Source organism: Promicromonospora aerolata, from assembly GCF_042682255.1.
Classification (GTDB): domain Bacteria; phylum Actinomycetota; class Actinomycetes; order Actinomycetales; family Cellulomonadaceae; genus Promicromonospora; species Promicromonospora aerolata.
Genome location: NZ_JBHUHF010000001.1, coordinates 4,983,599 through 5,001,117, shown reverse-complemented (window position 1 = coordinate 5,001,117; position 17,519 = coordinate 4,983,599). Strand labels below are relative to the sequence as shown.

Sequence of the window (17,519 nt, the reverse complement as noted above, 5' to 3'; positions counted from 1 at the left end):
GTCCCGCTGCGGTACCTCGTCCGGTTCTGCTGCGCCCAGGTTCTGCCTCGGCGCAGGGTCAGCCGCCGATCTCCAGGCTCGCACCCGGGATGGCCGCCAGGAGATCCTGCGTGTACTCCTGCTGCGGGTTGTCGAACACCTCGTCGGTGGTCGCGTGCTCCACGATGCTGCCGTCCTTCATCACGGCCACGAGGTCGGCGATCTGTCGCACCACCGCGAGGTCGTGCGTGATGAACAGGTAGGACAGCCCCAGTTCGGCCTGCAGGTCGTTGAGCAGTGTGAGGATCTGCGCCTGGACCAGCACGTCGAGCGCCGAGACGGCCTCGTCGAGCACGAGCACCTCGGGCTTGAGCGCCAGCGCACGCGCGATGGCGATGCGCTGCCGCTGGCCGCCCGAGAGCTCGTTCGGGAACCGGCGCATGGTCGCCTGCGGCAGCGAGACCATGTCCAGGAGCTCGCGCACGCGCGCCTCCCGGGACTTCCGGTCACCCACCCGGTGCAGCCGCAGCGGCTCCTCGATCGAGGAGAACACCGAGAACATCGGGTCCAGCGACCCGTACGGGTTCTGGAACACCGGCTGCACCCGGCGGCGCATGGTGAAGGACTCCTTGGGCGACAGCGTGGACATGTCCTGGCCGTCGATCGTCACCGCGCCCGACGTCGGCTCGAGCAGGCCCAGCACCATGTTGGCCGCCGTGGACTTGCCCGAGCCCGACTCGCCCACCAGGGCGATCGTGCGGCCCTTGGGCAGCGTGAACGAGATGTTGTCCACCGCGGTGAAGTCGGTGTGCGAACCGGGACGTCCGCCGCGGAGCCGGAACACCTTGGTCAGGTCCTTCGCCACGACGACGTCGGGTGCGGCCTTCGCCGTCCCGTCCGTGTGCTGGGCGACCTGCTCCTCGGCCGTCAGGCCACGCTCGTGCGCGGACTGGATGCGGCGGGAGGCCAGCGAGGGCGCCGAGGCGACCAGTCGCTTGGTGTACTCGTGCTGCGGGTCCTGCAGGATCTGTTGCGCCGGACCGGACTCCACGATCTTGCCCTTGTACATCACCACGAGGTGCTCGGCGCGCTCGGCGGCCAGGCCCAGGTCGTGCGTGATGAACAGGACTGCGGTGCCCAGCTCGCTGGTCAGACCCTCCAGGTGGTCCAGGATCTTCTTCTGGACCGTCACGTCGAGCGCCGACGTCGGCTCGTCCGCGATGAGCAGCTTCGGCCGTGAGGCCAGGCCGATGGCGATGAGCGCGCGCTGACGCATACCGCCGGAGAACTCGTGCGGATACTGCCGGGCACGAGCCTCGGCGTCCGGCAGACCGGCCTCGCCGAGCAGCTCGGCGACGCGCGCCTTGCGGGCCACGCGGTCGCCCTGGAAGCCGTTGGCCACGAGGGCCTCTTCGATCTGCGTGCCGACGCGCCACACCGGGTTGAGGTTCGACATCGGGTCCTGCGGCACCAGGCCGATCTCACGACCACGCAGGTCCTCGGTCTGCCGGCGACGCATGCCGACGAGCTCGCGCCCGCCGAACTTGATGGACCCACCCGTCACCTTGCCGGTGCCGGGCAGCAGATCGATGATCGCGTGGGCGGTCGTCGACTTACCCGAACCGGACTCGCCCACGATCGCGACGGACTGGCCCGGGTAGACATTGAGGTCCACGCCGCGTACCGCTTGCACCACACCCTGGGTGGTGGTGAAGCCGATCTCGAGACCCTTGATCTCGAGCAGAGGCGTCGACGGGTCCTGGTTCTCCCAGGGGTCCAGGTCTCGCTCGACGGCGTCGTTCAGGGAGACGGCGGTGCTCATCGCTTCCTCGCCTTCGGGTCCAGGGCGTCACGGACCACATCACCCAGCAGGATGAAGCTCAGCACGGTGAAGGCGAGCGCCCCCGCTGGATAGAACATGATCTCCGGGTTGGAGCGGATCGCGCCCCGCCCGGTCGACAGGTCGCCGCCCCACGAGACGGTGGAGGGATCCAGGCCGATGCCGAGGAACGTCAGGGTGGCCTCGGCCACGATGAACGTTCCCAGTGCCACGGTCGCGTACACGATGATCGGCGCGGCGGCGTTGGGCAGCGCGTGCCGCACCATGATGGCGAACCGGCCCATGCCGAGCGCCTTCGCCGCCGTGACGAACTCGTTGTTCTTCACGCTGAGCACGGACCCGCGGGCGATGCGGGCGATCGAGGTCCACCCGAAGGCAGCCAGGACGAACGCGACCGTCAGCTCCGTGCGCTCCTGCGCCAGGCTCAGGATCACGATGGCGGCCAGCACGAACGGCACGGCGAAGAAGATGTCGGTGATCCGCGACAGGATCGTGTCGATCCACCCGCCGTAGTAGCCGGCGATCGCTCCGACCGCGGTACCGAGGATCACCACGAACGTGGTGGTCAGCGTGCCGACGAGCACCGAGGCCCGGGCGCCGAACAGGGTCCGCGCGTAGATGTCGCACCCGTTCTGGTTGGTGCCGAACGGATGAGCTGCGGACGGCGACGCGAACGCGTTGCTGAGCTCGCAGCCGGAGCGCGGCAGGGCCGTCGTGAACACGCCGGGAATGATCGACATGACGACGACCACCACGATCATGACCGCCGAGACCCAGAACAGCGGCCGACGGCGCATCTCGTTCCAGGCGTCGCGCCACATGCTGGAGGGCGCCTCGCTGGTGTCCACCGAGTCGATGACCTGGAGCTGCACCACGTCGGGCGCTGCGACGAAGTGCTCCTGGCCCGGACGGGGTGCTGGTCTGTTGTTCTCAGGCATAACGGATCCTCGGGTCCAGGACGGCGTACAGCAGGTCCACGAGCAGGTTGGCCGCGATGTAGACGATCACGAGCACCGTGGACAGCGCGACGACCGTGGTGTTCTCGCCGCGCTGGATCGACTCGAAGAGGGTGCCACCCACGCCGTTGATGTTGAAGATGCCCTCGGTCACGATCGATCCGGCCATGAGGTTGCCCAGGTCGACACCGATGAAGGTGACCACCGGGATGAGGGAGTTGCGCAGCACGTGCCGACGCGTCACCTTGTCGCGTGACAGGCCCTTGGCGCGCGCCGTGCGGACGAAGTCGGCGGTGATGTTCTCCACGACCGACGTGCGCGTCAGGCGCAGCACGTAGGCGAACGAGGTGGTCGCCAGCACGATCGCGGGAAGCAGCAGGCTGTAGAAGTCCGGATCTCGGCCGGCGGTGACAGGCAGCCAGTCGAGCTGGACACCCACCACGATCTGTAGCAGCAGGCCGGTCACGAACGTGGGGACCGAGATGAGCAGCAGGCTCCACACCAGCACGACGGAGTCGAAGAGCTTGCCCTTGCGCATGCCGGCCCACAGGCCGAAGGCCACGCCGAGCACGGCCTCGATCACGATGGCCATCATGGCCAGCTGGAAGGTCACGGGCAGCGCGTTGGCGATGGTCTCGGCCACCGGACGACCCGTGAAGTCGTTCCCCATGTCGAACGTGAGAACGCCCTTGAGGAAGTACAGGTACTGCATGATGAACGGTTCGTTCAGGTGGAACTGTTCGCGGATCTGGGCCTGCACGGCTTCGGGCAGGCCTCGTTCACCGCCCAGTGCCGCGACGGGATCACCTGGTCGCAGGAACACCAGCGCGTACAGCAGCAGCGTGGCGCCGAGGAACACGGGGATCACCTGCATCAGTCGGCGTCCGATGTACCAGAGCATCGTTGAATCTCCTTGGTAAGTTTCCGCCGTCCATTATCCCGGAACATTTCCGGGGTCCGGACCACGGCACAGGGGGAGGCGGAGCGTGCACTGCTGCACGCCCCGCCTCTCACCTGGGGTAATGGTCTACGTCCGACGACCGGACGTCATCACCATCACTCCGACTTGGTCACCTGGGTCAGGATCGGGTCGCTGTCCCAGCCGAACGCCACGTTGTCGACGGCCTCGGAGTGGCCGCCGGTGGAGTTCTGGTACCAGAGCGGGATGCCCGGCAGGTCCTCGAGCAGGATGGTCTGGGCCTCCTTGTACAGCTCGGTGGCCTCCTCCGGGGTCTCCGCACCGGCCGCCTCGGCGAGCTTGGCGTCGAACTCCTTGTTGGAGTAGCCCATGTCGTTCGAGCCGGCACCGGTGCCGTAGATCGGGCCGAGGAAGTTACCCATGGAGGGGTAGTCCGCCTGCCAGCCACCGCGGAACATACCCGTCGCCGGGATCTCCTCGTTGTCACGAGCGTCGAGGAACTCGTCGAACACCGGGTACTGGTCGAACTCGCACTCGATGCCGAGCACGTCGCGGATGCCGTTGCAGGTCGGGTCGATCCACGACTGGTGGTCGCTGTCCGCGTTGGACGAGATGTAGAACGGCTCGTCACCCCACGGGTCCATCTCCTCGGCCTCGTCCCAGAGCTTCTTGGCCTCCTCCGGGTTGTACTGCAGCACCTCGTTGCCCTCGAGGTCCTCGGTCCAGCCGTTGATCACCGGGGAGGTGTAGTCGGTGGCCGGTGTACGAGCACCGTGGTAGACGGTCTCCGTGATGGCCTCACGGTCGATGGCCATCGAGATCGCCTGCCGGCGCTTCAGGCCCGCCTCACCGGAGAACTTGTCGTTGTACTCCGGGACGTTGATGACCTGGATCACCGCGGCGGGCTGGTTGACCGCGCGGTCGCCCAGCTGCTCCTCGAACGTGCCGAAGGCCGACGACGGCACGTTGGTGACGATGTCGAGGTTGCCGTCGAGCAGGTCGTTGTACGCGGCGTCCTCCTCCGTGTACGCGAGCAGGTCGATGCCGCCGTTCTCCACGGTGGCACCACCCGCGTAGGACTCGTTGGGGCGCAGCTCGAGAACTCGGTCGTGCTCCCAGTTCGCCAGCGTGTACGGGCCGTTGCCGATCGGGTCCTCACCGAAGGCTTCCGGGTCCTCGTTGAAGGACTCGGGCACCGGGAAGAACGCCGCGTAGCCCAGGCGCACCGGGAAGTCCGCCTCCGGCTGCGTGAGCGTCACGTTGAACTCGGTGTCGCTGACGACCTCGAGACCGGACATGGTCTCGGCCGCGGGCATCTCGCCCTCCTTGGGCGAGCCGTCCGGCTTGAGCTGGTCCTCGGCGAACTGCACCTCCTCGAACCCCTCGATGGGGGTGAAGAAGTAGCTGAGGTTCTGGCCGTTGGGAGCGTAGGCGCCGTAGTTCCAGCCGTCGACGAAGCTCTGCGCCGTGACCGGGGTGCCGTCCGTGAACTCCCAGCCCTCGTTGAGGGTGATGTTCCAGACCTTGTTGTCCTCGGACTCGATGGACGCGGCAACTTCGTTCTCGATGCCACCGTTCTCGTCGTAGCGAACGAGGCCGGCGAAGATGTTGCGGACCACCAGACCGCCGTAGACCTCGTTGGTCATTGTCGGGATCAGCGGGTTCTGCGGCTCGCCGCTACCAACGGTGACGATGCCGGCGCTGTCGCCGTTGCCCTCGCCCTCGTTGCCGCCGCCACCGCCACCGCAGGCCGAGAGCACCAGAGCCGTGGCGAGCGTAAAGGCTCCCACTCCCATGAGTCGCTTTCGAGGTGTCACGTGTCCTCCTGGTTCGTTGTGCCCACTCCGTCCGACGGAGTTGTCCTCCGGAGCGATGCGAGCGCATCTTTGCGCCCAGTGATAACAGATCTAACGTAGTCGCTTCATGCAGATGCCGATGACCACCGTAAGGGAAACGCCACCGAGTTGTGACCATCTCGGTATGTGGGAGTAACACCAGGTAACAGTTCTGACCAGGTCGTTCTCACACCCGTAACAATCGCGCCGTGAGGGCGTTGACCAGGAAAATCACCCGTTGCCTCGGTCCACTACCTGCCCGTCGTGCAGCACTACCACACGGTCGGCGCGGGCCATCAGCTCCGGGTCGTGCGTGGAGACGACGGCGGCCACGCCGCGCTCGTGCGCCACGCGGGCCAGCAGGTCCATGACGACCGCGGCGGTCCCCGAATCGAGCTGTCCGGTGGGCTCGTCGGCGAGCAGCACCTCGGGTTCGGCGACGAGCGCCCTGGCGATGCCCACCCGCTGCTGCTGACCGCCCGAGAGCTCGTACGGCCGCTGCTTCGCGTGCCCGGCGAGCCCCACCGCGTCCAGTGCGGCCGCTACCCGCTCGGCCCGCTCGGCCGGCGGCGTGCGCCGCAGCCGCAAGGGCACCTCGACGTTCTCCGCCGCGGACAGCACGGGCACCAGCCCGAACGACTGGAACACGTAGCCGATGCGCTCCCGGCGAGCGGTGAGCACGGCCTTCTCCCCCAGCGCGGTCAGCTCGGCGTCGCCCAGCCACACGCTGCCCGACGTCGGACGGTCCAGGCCGCCGAGCAGGTTCAGCAGGGTCGTCTTGCCCGAGCCGGACGGGCCGCGCACCACGAGCAGCTCACCGGCCGCGACCTGCAGCGCGGCGTCCGTCAGGGCATGGACCTCGCCCGCACCGGTGCCGAACACCCTGGTGAGGCCCTGGGCACGCAGCACGGTGCGCGCCGGAGCGGTGGCGGTCATCGGTCCTCCTCGGTGGGGGTCTCGACGGGCTCGTCCGTCGTCGACGTGGAGCCGGGCGCCGCCGACCAGACGCTCACGTGATCCGGCTCGAGCGCCAGGCGCACGCGATCGCGCAGGTCGAGCGCGTGCACGAAGTCTTGCGGCAGCTGCAGGCGGCCCACCCGGTCGAGCACGGCGAACTCCTCGGCGACGTGCCGCTCGGCGCCGTGCTCGTCCAGCTCGGTACGCCGCAGCGTCTCCGTCGAGGTACGGCCGTCGCGGATCTGGACGGTACGCGCCACGTGCTCGGACACCGTAGGGTCGTGCGTGACGATCAACGTGGTCACGCCCGTCTCCCGGTTCACGCCCCGCAACGCTTCCAGCACCTCCACGGAGGTGGCCTCGTCGAGCTCGCCCGTGGGCTCGTCCGCCAGCAGCACGCGCGGGCCGTTCGCGACGGCGACCGCGACCGCCGTCCGCTGCTGCTCACCGCCGGACATCTCGCCCGGCCGCCGTCCGGCCACGTGACCGACCTCCAGCAGCTCGAGCAGGGTCTCGACGCGCCGTTTCCGCTCCCGCCGCGGGAGGGTGTTCGCCAGCTCCAGCGGGAGCCGTACGTTCTCGCTCGCAGTCAGGTACGGCAGAAGGTTGCGGGAGGTCTGCTGCCACACGAAGCCGACGGTGGAGCGCTGGTACCGCACCCGCTCCGCGTGCCCCATGGTCAGCAGGTCGGTACCCGCCACCACCGCGGACCCGCCCGTGGGCGTGTCCAGGCCGGACAGGATCGTCAGCAAGGTGGACTTCCCGGATCCGGACGCGCCGACGACGGCGACGATCTCCCCCGGGTCGACGCTCAGGGTGAGCCCCTGCAGCGCCTGGACCTCCACGCCGTCCGTGGCGAAGATCCGGACCAGGTCACCGCACCGGATCTCGCCGCCGGCCGACGCCGGCCCGGCCGATGCCGACGCGCCGCCGGCCGTCAGCTCGATGGTCGTGCTCATCGGGTCTCCTCTCGAACGTGCGGGTCCGCCGCTGCCCTGTCAGTCATCGCTGTCAGTCATTGCTGCCCATCCGGAGCTGAGCGGCTACCTCGCCGCGCCTGCTCATGGCCGCGGCGACACCGACGGCGGCCAGCACCACCACGACGAACCCCGCGGCGGCCGCGCCGAGCAGCAGCGGGTCGTACTCCGGCGCAGGCTGCGCGAGCCCGCCCGTCAGAGCCGTGACGTCAACCGCGGCCAGCACGAGCGACGGCACGGCCACACCCAGCACGGCACCGACCACGAGGGCCACGACCGCCCAGGGACCGATCTCCCAGCCGACGAGCCCGCGGCCCTGGCGCGGCGACAGGCCCAGCGTCTGCAGCACGGCCAGGAGCCGGGCCCGGGCGGGCGCGGCCAGCATGAGCGTCATCACCACGGCTGCCGCACAGAGCAGTCCCGCGAGAAGCACGGCCAGCACGAAGGCGATCACCAGACCGCCCGAGACGGGCGCCGCCAGTACGGTGGCCGCTTCCTGGTCCGGGTCGTCCACCAGCGACGACGGCAACAGGTTCGAGATCCCGGTGGTCACCGCCGCGCGATCGGCGTCGTCCGTGAGGCCCACGAGCGCGAGCCGCGCGTAGCTCGTGTCGCCGGTGCTCGCCAGGAGCCGCTCGGTGTCCGCCAGGACGAGCGAACGGCCGGCGGGCAGGCCGGGCAGCTCGTCGACCACGTCGACCACCCTGACCGGGACGCTGCCCTCCTGCGTCGTGAGGGTGAGGCCCGTGCTCCCGGGACCGACCCCCGGCCCGGCAGCCGCCCGGTTGAGGATCACGGGCAACGCGTCGTCCGCCCCGTCGGGCCCGGGCGCCCGGGCCAGCTCGGCGAGCGTCTCGGGAGCCCCGGCCACGTCCTCCTGGGCGACCGCGAGCACCGCGGCGTCCGCGGTGTACACCTCGGTCCGCGAGGAGGGGACGGCACCCTGCAGGACGGCGTCGCCCACGTCGCCCACCGCCGCGACCGCCTCGACCCCGTCGAGCGCGCCGATGCGCTCGACCGCCTGCTCGTCGACGATCGGACCGGAGATGCGCAGGTCGGCGCCCGTGGCACGCCACGCCTCACGGGTCACGCCGCCGGAGACCGTCGAGTACAGCACCGCGGACGTCGCCGCGACTGCCACCGCGAGCACGAGTGCCACCGCCGGCACGGGGCCGCCCGCCGGGTCGCGCGTGGCACGTGCTGCGCCCAGGAACGGGACGAGGTCACGCCGGGGCGCGAGCATCCGTTCGACGGCGAGCGCGAGCCACGGGTAGGCGCGCACGGCGAGCAGGGTCAGGGCGAGGGAGACCAGCAGGGGCGCGGCGGCGACCAGCGGGTCCACACCGGAGCCGGCACCCGAGCCGGCCACGACCCCCCGGGAGAGCAGCAGCCACGTGGCGAGCGCCGCCCCCGCGACGACCAGCACCTCGAGCACCCAGCGCACCCGGCTGCGCGAACGGGGCGCGAGGTCCGCCCGTGTGGTCCGCAGGCCGGCGGGTGAGGTGGCGAGCGCCAGGGCGGCGGCCGGCGCGAGGCCCGCGGCGAGCGCGAGGGCCACCTGGGTCACGGTGACCGGTGCGTCGAGGCCGAGTCCGGAGGTGAGCGCGAGCCCTCCCGCGAACCCCACCAGCGCCGACCCGAGCCCGACGACGAGGCCCTCGCCACCCATGAGCAGGCGGAGCTGAGTCCCGGACGCTCCGCGTGCCCGGAGCAGGGCGAGCGCCGAACGCCGTCGCTCGACGACGAGTCGCGCGCCGAGGGCCAGCACGGCGACGGTGGCACCGAGCGGTCCGACGGCGAGCACGGCGACGATCGCGTCGACGCCGGTCCGCTGCGCGAGGAGGCGTTCCAGGATCTCGCTGAGCCGGGTGTTGGGCCGCAGCTGGATCGGTGCGGCGTCGTCGGGGCCCGGCTCCACCACAAACGTCTGCGCCGACTGGCCGTTGGACTGGGCCAGGAGGATCGGCACGTCAGCCGCGGTCACGCTGTCGGTGCTGACGGGGTACCAGACCCGGGTCTTGCCGATGCCATAGGTGATCGGCATGATCATCGCCGGGCTCACATAGGCGGAGGCGGTGGCCAGGAGGCCCCGGTTCGGGTCGGTGATCACCGAGGGCCGGGCCGCCAGGTTGTGGTGCAGCCAGTAGTCGTCGTCCGGGTCGCCGGTCTCGAAGATCCCGGTCACGACCAGCGACGGGTACCGCTCCGCCAGGGAGATGATGCCGGAGCCGCCGAGGTTGTCGTACCGCCCGCCGAGCTCCCAGCCATAGGTGTCGGCGACGGCGCGCGAGACGGCGACCTCGAACGCCGGGGCCGGCTCCTGCGGTCCGGTGAGGAGCTGCTCGCCGTCCGCGAACGTCGGCCCCTGCGTCGCGGCGGGCCAGCGGCCCTCGACCAGCTCGCTGTTCTCCGCCAGGTCGGTGGCCGCCCGGAGGAAGACCTTGGCCTCGGCCAGCTCGGAGCTGGGCACGGGGTCGGTGTACGCGGGATCGGTCGAGGTCACGTGGAAGTGCGGGGCACCCATCACCGAGCGCAGTGGGTCCGGCGTCTCGGCACGCACGGTGTCCAGGTTGGCGAGGAACGGGTCCCAGTCAGGCTCGGCCGGGATGCCCGCCTCGATGGTGCGGGACCCGTAGTACCTCCCGCCGAGCGGGTCCCCCGGGATCGCGCCGACCACCGAGATCACGTCCCGAGCAGGTCCGGAGGCCGCCGCCGTCTCGTAGGCCACCTGGTCCGCGTGCATCGTCGCGATCGCCCGCGGCGCGGTCGACAGCACCCCCGCCGCGAGGAACGCGACCACGCCGAGCGTCGCCGTGGCGCCCCAGGACGTGCGCAGCTGCCGCCGCGCGAGCAGGCCCAGCCCGGACAGTGCCCCCATCAGCGGACCTCCTCGCGGTAGGTGGTGTCGCGGGCCTGTGCGGCGACGCGGCCGCCGACTCCGATCGCGACCAGGACGAGGCCCGCCACGGCCGCGGTCAGCAACAGGATCGGCCCTGAGCTCTCCATGACGAACCGTGCGGGCGGCGCGGCGTCGACTCCGGTGAGCGTCGCGGCCGCGAGCCCACCGACGGTCAAGCGCGCCACCGCCCACCCCGCGGCGGCACCCACCGCGACAGCCACCAGGCCCACCACGATCAGCTCGGCGGCCCGGGCCCGAGCCTGTGCCGCGGGGCCGAGCCCCACGGCGCGCAGCACGATGACCTCGCCGCGCCGCTCCCGCAGGGTCGCCACGGCGACCGCGAGCACACCTGCCAGGGCGAGCACGGTCGCGCCTGCGGCGGCGAGCCAGAACGAGACCCGTACCGGGGCCGCGGTGTCCGTCGACCCGCTCCCAGGTGTCGTGACGGTCGGCTGCTCGCGCCGGATCGTGCCGGCGGCCTCTGCCTCGGTGATCGCGTCCTGGGCGAGCCGGGCCACGGCGTCGGCCGGAGCGGCGGGGCCGGGCGGGCCGGCGGCCAGCCAGACCTCGCTCGTCAGGGCCGGGTCGCTCACCTCCCGGACGAGCGTGGCGGCGAGCGCCCCGCGGTCCAGCAGGGCCGCGTACGGCTCGAGCGCTCCGGGCACCGTGCCCGACGAGGCCACGGCGACCACCGGGAGGCGCATGCTGCTGAGGGTCATCTCGAAGGTGTCCCCCGTGGTGATGCCCAGGGCGCCGGACAGCGACGCCGAGGCGAGGACCGGGATCGGTTCCGGTTCGGGCGTGGTCAGGAGGCGCAGCTTGCTGGCCCCCGTCCCACCGCCGAGCGGCATGGTGAGCCGGATCTGCCCGGGCGGCGGGTCGGCGCCCGGCTCGAAGACGGCGACGCCGTCGAGCGTCTGCGACGGTGTCCACTCCGCGCCGTCGACGGGCGCTCCGTCCGCCGTGAGCCCGTCCACGGACAGGGTCGCCTCGGCCGGCGACCAGCCAGGCTGGGTGTTCACGTCCAGGGCGGCGATCCGCCACGCCTGGCCGTCTACCGGAGGTGGCGGCACGGCACCGGACAGCTCGTGCGTGGTCAGGTCGGGGCCCAGGGTGCCGCCCGTGCCGTCGCCGTCGGTCAGGTGTCCGAGGTCGACCGTGGCCAGCGTGCCGTCCGGTGTCGCGAGCACGAGCGACAGGTCCATCCGGTGCGCCGGCTCGGCGTCCGCCGCCGTCCCGGCGTCCGGGCGGATGCTGCCGCTCAGCGTGACGCCGACATCCCGTGCCTCGTCGGGTAAGGCAGGTGCCGCGGCGAAGGCGTCGCTCGTCAGGACCTCGGTCAGGCGTGCGACGTCGAGCACCTCCGCAGGCGCGCGCAGCACCGCTGGTGCCGCCGCCGCGGGTAGCGCCAGCATCGTGACCGGGCGCCCGTCGGAGTAGCCCGTGGCGGACAGCACGGGTGCCGCAGCGGCGGCGTCCAGGCCCGCGCCGCCCGGCAGATAGGGTGCCGGGTCGAGGCGCCCGCTCTCGGGTGCCGTGACCCGTACATCGGCGCCGTTGGCGAGCACGTCGACGTCGGACCGCAGCCGTTCGGCGGTGCCCGCGTAGCCGCCCGCGAGCGTCGCGGCACCGCCCGCCAGCACCAGCAGCACCACCGGTACCACGTACACGACCAGCCGCCGGGCCACCTGCCGGGCAGCCAGCGGGCCGACGACGCCGCGCGACCGACCGGCGAGCCCTGCCCACAGGCGCGTGGCGGGGCCGAGCAGCACCATCGCCGCCACCGCGAGGGCGGCCAGCACGAGAGCCGGGGCTGCGGCAGCGGTGAGGTCGGTGCGCGGACCGTCCGGCGTGGTCAGCAGCGGGGAGCCGTAGCGCAGCAGCTGCGTCACGCTCACCGCGGCGGCGGCCACCGTCAGCACCACCGTGCCGAGGGCGGCCACCTGACGCACCCGTCCCGAGCGGTCGGTGATCTGACGGCGCGCGGCCGCCTGCGCCTGCAGGGCCGCGACCAGCACGAGCGTCGCGGCCGCCACCACCGCGACCGCCAGCGCGACGGTCACGGGCGTCGCGGCGGGCACGGCGGCGCCGGCGTCCGACTGCACGACCAGGCGCAGCGCCGCCCACGCCGCGGCGCCACCTGCCGCCGCGGCGGTCAGTGCCAGCAGGACCCCCTCCACGAGGGCGGCCGCCGCCACCGTGCCCGGTGCGGCGCCGCGCGAGACGAGCAGTGCGACCTCTCCCTCGCGGGTAGCGGCCAGCAGGCGTGCCACCTGCACCAGCGCGACCAGGCCGACGAGCGCCAGAAGACAGAGCGGCACCAGCGCCACGGCGTCCGCCGCATGCAGCGCGTCCTCGAGGTCAGCAGCCGTCGTGGAGAGCGTTCCCGTGACGGTCAGCCCGCGGGGCGCGACGGATTCGTCCTCACCCAGGCCCCGCTCGACCTCCGCGGCGAGCGCGGCCAGCGCGGGCAGGTGCGCTGGGGTGAGCGCGGAACCGTCGGGCACCACCGTCCAGCGCGCGAACGGGTCGGTGTCCAGCACAGCGAGGACGTCCTGGTGCACCACCACCGGACCGAGGTGGCTGCCGTCGGCCCCGGTCAGGACGGCGGGGTCACCGAGCCAGACCGCGTCGTCGGGTGCCGTGACACGCCAGGTCGCCGCGACGGTGAGCGACGTGCCGGTGGCGGCGGGGGCATCGGGCTCGACGCCCAGCCGGATCGTGTCGCCGACGTCCAGGCCGGCGGCCTCCGCGGCGTCGGCCTGCACCGCCGCCTCGCCCGCGCCGGTGGGCCAGGTCCCGTCCACGAGCGTGACACCGGCCGCACCGCCACCGGCCAGCGCGTCGGCACGCGACGGCGCAGGTAGGAGAGCCACTGTCCAGCGGCCCAGGTCCTGACCGTCGCCGCCGGTCGTGTACTGCGGTTCGGTGCGTACGTCGTAGGTCACGCGGTGCGGCACACCGCGCAGCAGGTCGGCGAGCGTCTGCTGGACACGGTCGTCCTGGGCGTCGGCCGCGCCGTCCTCCGCCAGACGCGTGGCGAGCTGCACCGCCCGGCCCGGCGGTTCTGCGGCCGCGATCCCGCCACGGGCCTCGGCGGTGGCGGCGGCCTGCGTCCAACCGACCGTCACGCCCAGGGCACCGGTCAGCACGGCGACCAGCAGCCACACGAGCGCGAGCAGCCCGCGGTGCGCCGTCGACCGGCGGGCAAGGAGGGTGGCTCGACTCACGGCCCCAAACTAGCCCTGCCCACTGACGGTGACGACAAAACAACTGACGCTCCAGGCAACGATCCGGTCACGCCCCGCGCGTCGAACGCGTCACAGCGCACGTCTACCCAGGGATAGGGATCGGGCCCAGAACCGACGTCAGTTCTGGGCCCGATCCCTGGGTAGAGCGCCTTGGGGCGCGAGCGGCTACCCGGCAGGGCTCAGCGCATCGCGCCCGGGATGTACGGGCGCTCCGTGGCGCCGGTGTAGACCTGGCGCGGGCGGCCGATCTTCGTCTGCGGGTCCTTGATCATCTCGCGCCACTGGGCGATCCAGCCGGGCATGCGGCCCAGGGCGAACAGCGGCGTGAACATGGCCGGCTCGAAGCCCATGGCCTTGTAGATGAGACCCGTGTAGAAGTCGACGTTCGGGTAGAGCTTGCGCTCCACGAAGTAGTCGTCCGAGAGGGCGATCTCCTCGAGACCGCGCGCGATGTCGAGCAGCTCGTCCTTGGCACCGAGCTTGTCGAGCACCTCGTCGGCGGACTTCTTCACGATCGCCGCGCGCGGGTCGTAGGACTTGTACACGCGGTGGCCGAAGCCCATCAGGCGTACGCCGTCCTGCTTGTTCTTGACCTTCTCCATGAAGGTCTCGACGGTCTCGCCACCCGACCGGATGCGCTCGAGCATCGAGAGCACGGCCTCGTTGGCACCGCCGTGCGCGGGGCCGGACAGCGCGTTCACGCCGGCCGCGACCGACGCGTACAGGGTCGCGTTGGACGAGCCGACGACGCGCACGGTGGACGTCGAGCAGTTCTGCTCGTGGTCCGCGTGCAGCACGAGCAGCTTCTCCAGCGCGTCGACGATCGTCGGGTCGGCCTCGTACGCCTCGTACGGTGTCGCGAACGTCATCCGCAGGAAGTCCTCGACGTACCCGCGCGAGTAGTCCGGGTACAGCAGCGGCTCGCCCACGCGGCGCCGGTGCAGGTAGGACGTGATGGTGCGCGTCTTGGCGAGCAGCAGCACGGTGGCCAGGTCGACCTGCTCGTCGTCGGCCGGGTCGAGTGACTCCGGGTAGAACGTCGACAGCGCGTTCACCGCGGACGCCAGGACGGCCATCGGGTGCGCGTTCCGGGGGAAGGTGCCCATGAACGTGCGGAAGTCCTCGTGCACCAGGGTGTGGCGGTTGACCCGCTCGGTGAACGTGTCGAGCTCCGCGGGAGTCGGCAGCTCGCCGTAGATGAGGAGGTAGGACACCTCGAGGAAGCCCGAGCCCGAGGCCAGCTGGTCGATGGGGTATCCGCGGTAGCGCAGGATGCCGGCATCGCCGTCGATATACGTGATCGCTGATTCGCACGATGCCGTGTTCATGAAACCCGGATCAACCGTGACCAGGCCGGTGTCCTTGAGCAGCGACGACACGACGATGCCGTCATTGCCCTCGCTCGCGGCAACGACAGGCAGGGTGTGAGTGGTTCCGTTGACGGCGAGCTCGACGCGGCTCGAGCCGTCCACCGGTGTGGAGGTCATGTCTTCCTTCCTGAATGGCGCACGAGGGACGCTGCTGAAGAAAGCTGTCGGACAGCGTCGACCTGGGGCACGACAGTATCGCGCCTTACTCTTGTTTTTCCAATCCGTCGGTCAAGTCTCTGTGAGGCGTGACACAGCGTCGGCAATCTTCGCGTCAGTGGAGGTCAGGGCCACTCGCGTGTGCTTATTGTCGCCGTACAAATGACCGGGCGCAGTGAGAATGCCGCGCTCTGCAAACCATTCGGCAATGTGCTGCCCGGAACGGCCGTCCGGGGCCGCCACCCAGAGGTACAGACCGGCTCCCGATTCTTCCACGGTGAGCCCTGCTGCTGCGATCGCTGCGGAAAGTGCCCGACGCCGGGCGCCGTAGAGCGCCCGCTGCGCGGCGACGTGCTCGTCGTCGGACAGCGCCGCCGTCATCGCGGCCTGCACCGGCGCGGGCACGATGAGGCCCAGGTGCTTGCGGGTCTGCGTGAGCTCGGCGACCAGCGCGGCGTCACCCGCGAGGAACGCCGCGCGGTAGCCCGCGATGCTGGACTGCTTCGACAGGGAGTACGCCGCGAGCAGTCCCTGGTGCGAGTCGCCGCACACGCGCGGGTCGAGGACCGACGGGACGCCGCCCTCCCCGGTCTCCGGGTCCCACGACGGATCCCACACCAGCTCGGCGTAGCACTCGTCGGAGACGACGAGGGCGCCGATGGCGCGCGCGGCCTCCACCACCGCGCGCAGGGCCTCGACGCCGAGCACCCGGCCGGTGGGATTGCTCGGGCTGTTCACCCACACCATCTTGACGTCGTCCCGGCCCGCCCAGTCGGCGACGTCGTCCGCAGCGAGCGGTGTGGCACCGGCCGCACGGATGCCCGCCACGTACGTCGGGTAGGCGACGACGGGGTGCACCACCACGTCACCCGGGCCGAGGTGCAGCAACGAGGGCAGCAGGCCGACCAGCTCCTTGGAGCCGATCGTCGGCACCACGGCCGCCGGGTCCAGGCCGGGCACGCCCCGCCGTCGGGCGAACCAGTCGGCGACGGCCTGCCGCAGCGCGGGCGTGCCCGCCGTCATCGGATAGCCGGGAGCGTTCGACGCCGCTTCGAGCGCGTGCCGCACGACCTCGGGTGTCGGGTCCACGGGCGTACCCATGGAGAGGTCGACCAGCCCTCCTGGATGGGACGTGGCGGCCGCCGTGATTCCGGCGATCGAGTCCCAGGGGTAGGGCAGGTCGGAGAGGTCGTGCAGGCCCATGCCGGCGGGCCGTCAGGCCTGGGGCGGGAGGGCCGCGATCATCGGGTCGTCCTTCTCGATGACGCCCATCTTCGCGGCACCGCCGGGCGAGCCGAGGTCGTCGAAGAACTCGACGTTCGCGCGGTAGTAGTCCTTCCACTCGTCGGGGACGTCGTCCTCGTAGTAGATGGCCTCCACCGGGCAGACCGGCTCACAGGCGCCACAGTCCACGCACTCGTCCGGGTGGATGTACAGCGAGCGGCTGCCCTCGTAGATGCAGTCCACGGGACACTCCTCGATGCACGCCTTGTCCTTGAGGTCGACGCACGGCTGAGCGATCACGTAGGTCACTTCGAGGGTGTCCTTCCACTTCCGGACTGAGGATCATGCACGATGCGAACCGCGGGACGGGCCCTGCGACGCGATCCTAGTATCTCCCGGGAGACGCTCAGATCCCCACCGGTCTCACGCAGCGGAAGGAGAATCGACGTGACATTCGCTACACCGCCGGTCCCGGCAGGCGGCTGGCGCGCTCTGCGGCCCGGAACCCGGGTGGTCGTCCGGCGCCGGCTGGCCCCTGCGGGCCCGCTCGTGTCCGCCGGTGGGACGGCGTACGGCTGGACGGACGTGATCGGATTCGTCGTCGAGGTGTCCGACGCCGGCCTGCGGCTGCGGACCGACCCGGTGCCTGGTCGCGGAGAACCGCAGGAGGTCACCGTGCCGGCCGCCGAGATCGAGACCGCCAAGCCGATCCCCCCTCGACCCGCGCGCCGCGGCGGATCCTGAGGGTACGGCCGCAGGTCTGTCCTGGTCAGGATGTCGTGGGGGGCGGATCTGGCGCGCCACAGGGCCACCGATCCACTCCGGCCGATCAGGCGTTCTGGTCCACCCAGATGACGCCCGTCGGGCACATGCTCACAGCCTCCTGCACCGCGAAGTCGAGCTCAGGGCCGGGGCGCTCGTCGAGCAGGATGACCCGGTCGTCGTCGTCCTGCCCGAAAACGTCGGGGGCGAGCAGTGCGCACTGGCCGGCGCCGCAGCAGGCGTCGCGGTCCACGTTGATCTTCATGAGGTCCACTCTTCCCACTCGAGGGGCAGTTCGCCTAATCGAGCGGTGGAGTTCTCGTGACCAGTTCTGGCGGCGGGCCGACCGCCGAACCGCAACCTAGCCACACCACAGGCGCCGAACCGAAGGCTG

13 protein-coding genes are annotated in these 17,519 nt (G+C 71.2%); 1 reads left to right on the top strand and 12 read right to left on the bottom strand.

Annotation, left to right across the window (positions count from 1 at the left end):
* Window positions 1-58: 58 nt before the first annotated feature.
* The 11 genes from ACFSL2_RS22265 to fdxA all read right to left on the bottom strand — a co-directional run bounded on the left by ACFSL2_RS22265 (window position 59) and on the right by fdxA (window position 16,672).
* Entirely contained in the window at window positions 59-1,801 is a 1,743-nt protein-coding gene (locus tag ACFSL2_RS22265; protein ID WP_377199935.1) for a dipeptide ABC transporter ATP-binding protein, read from the bottom strand.
* A complete protein-coding gene (locus tag ACFSL2_RS22260; RefSeq protein WP_377199934.1) occupies window positions 1,798-2,757 on the bottom strand; it encodes an ABC transporter permease in 960 nt (319 codons plus the stop codon). The genes ACFSL2_RS22265 and ACFSL2_RS22260 overlap by 4 nt, the downstream gene beginning before the upstream one ends.
* On the bottom strand, window positions 2,750-3,676 hold the full coding sequence (locus ACFSL2_RS22255) for an ABC transporter permease (RefSeq protein ID WP_377199933.1): 927 nt from the start codon (window positions 3,674-3,676) through the stop codon (window positions 2,750-2,752). The genes ACFSL2_RS22260 and ACFSL2_RS22255 overlap by 8 nt, the downstream gene beginning before the upstream one ends.
* Before the next feature lie 155 nt (window positions 3,677-3,831).
* Entirely contained in the window at window positions 3,832-5,511 is a 1,680-nt protein-coding gene (locus ACFSL2_RS22250; protein WP_377199932.1) for a peptide ABC transporter substrate-binding protein, read from the bottom strand.
* A 249-nt stretch (window positions 5,512-5,760) separates the two neighbouring features.
* On the bottom strand, window positions 5,761-6,465 hold the full coding sequence (locus ACFSL2_RS22245; protein WP_377199931.1) for an ABC transporter ATP-binding protein: 705 nt from the start codon (window positions 6,463-6,465) through the stop codon (window positions 5,761-5,763).
* Window positions 6,462-7,445, bottom strand: a complete 984-nt coding sequence (locus ACFSL2_RS22240; RefSeq protein WP_377199930.1) for an ABC transporter ATP-binding protein — start codon at window positions 7,443-7,445, stop codon at window positions 6,462-6,464. The genes ACFSL2_RS22245 and ACFSL2_RS22240 overlap by 4 nt, the downstream gene beginning before the upstream one ends.
* Window positions 7,446-7,497: 52 nt before the next feature.
* Window positions 7,498-10,341, bottom strand: a complete 2,844-nt coding sequence (locus ACFSL2_RS22235; protein WP_377199929.1) for an FtsX-like permease family protein — start codon at window positions 10,339-10,341, stop codon at window positions 7,498-7,500.
* Window positions 10,341-13,592, bottom strand: coding sequence for an FtsX-like permease family protein (locus ACFSL2_RS22230; RefSeq protein ID WP_377199928.1), 3,252 nt, complete (start codon window positions 13,590-13,592; stop codon window positions 10,341-10,343). The genes ACFSL2_RS22235 and ACFSL2_RS22230 overlap by 1 nt, the downstream gene beginning before the upstream one ends.
* 200 nt (window positions 13,593-13,792) lie before the next feature.
* Window positions 13,793-15,100: a citrate synthase gene (locus tag ACFSL2_RS22225; protein ID WP_377199927.1), complete on the bottom strand. Its 1,308-nt coding sequence runs from the start codon at window positions 15,098-15,100 to the stop codon at window positions 13,793-13,795.
* A 111-nt stretch (window positions 15,101-15,211) separates the two neighbouring features.
* Window positions 15,212-16,342, bottom strand: coding sequence for a succinyldiaminopimelate transaminase (dapC, locus tag ACFSL2_RS22220; RefSeq protein ID WP_377199926.1), 1,131 nt, complete (start codon window positions 16,340-16,342; stop codon window positions 15,212-15,214).
* A 12-nt stretch (window positions 16,343-16,354) separates the two neighbouring features.
* Entirely contained in the window at window positions 16,355-16,672 is a 318-nt protein-coding gene (gene fdxA / locus ACFSL2_RS22215) for a ferredoxin (protein WP_377199925.1), read from the bottom strand.
* A 138-nt stretch (window positions 16,673-16,810) separates the two neighbouring features.
* On the opposite strand from fdxA, the gene ACFSL2_RS22210 reads away from it, so the two are divergent.
* Window positions 16,811-17,107: a hypothetical protein gene (locus ACFSL2_RS22210; protein ID WP_377199924.1), complete on the top strand. Its 297-nt coding sequence runs from the start codon at window positions 16,811-16,813 to the stop codon at window positions 17,105-17,107.
* Between the two features lie 85 nt (window positions 17,108-17,192).
* On the opposite strand, the gene ACFSL2_RS22205 is transcribed toward ACFSL2_RS22210, so the two are convergent.
* Window positions 17,193-17,390 carry a ferredoxin gene (locus ACFSL2_RS22205; RefSeq protein ID WP_377181004.1) on the bottom strand — a complete coding sequence of 66 codons (198 nt, stop codon included), beginning with the start codon at window positions 17,388-17,390 and terminating at the stop codon, window positions 17,193-17,195.
* Between the last annotated feature and the right edge of the window lie 129 nt (window positions 17,391-17,519).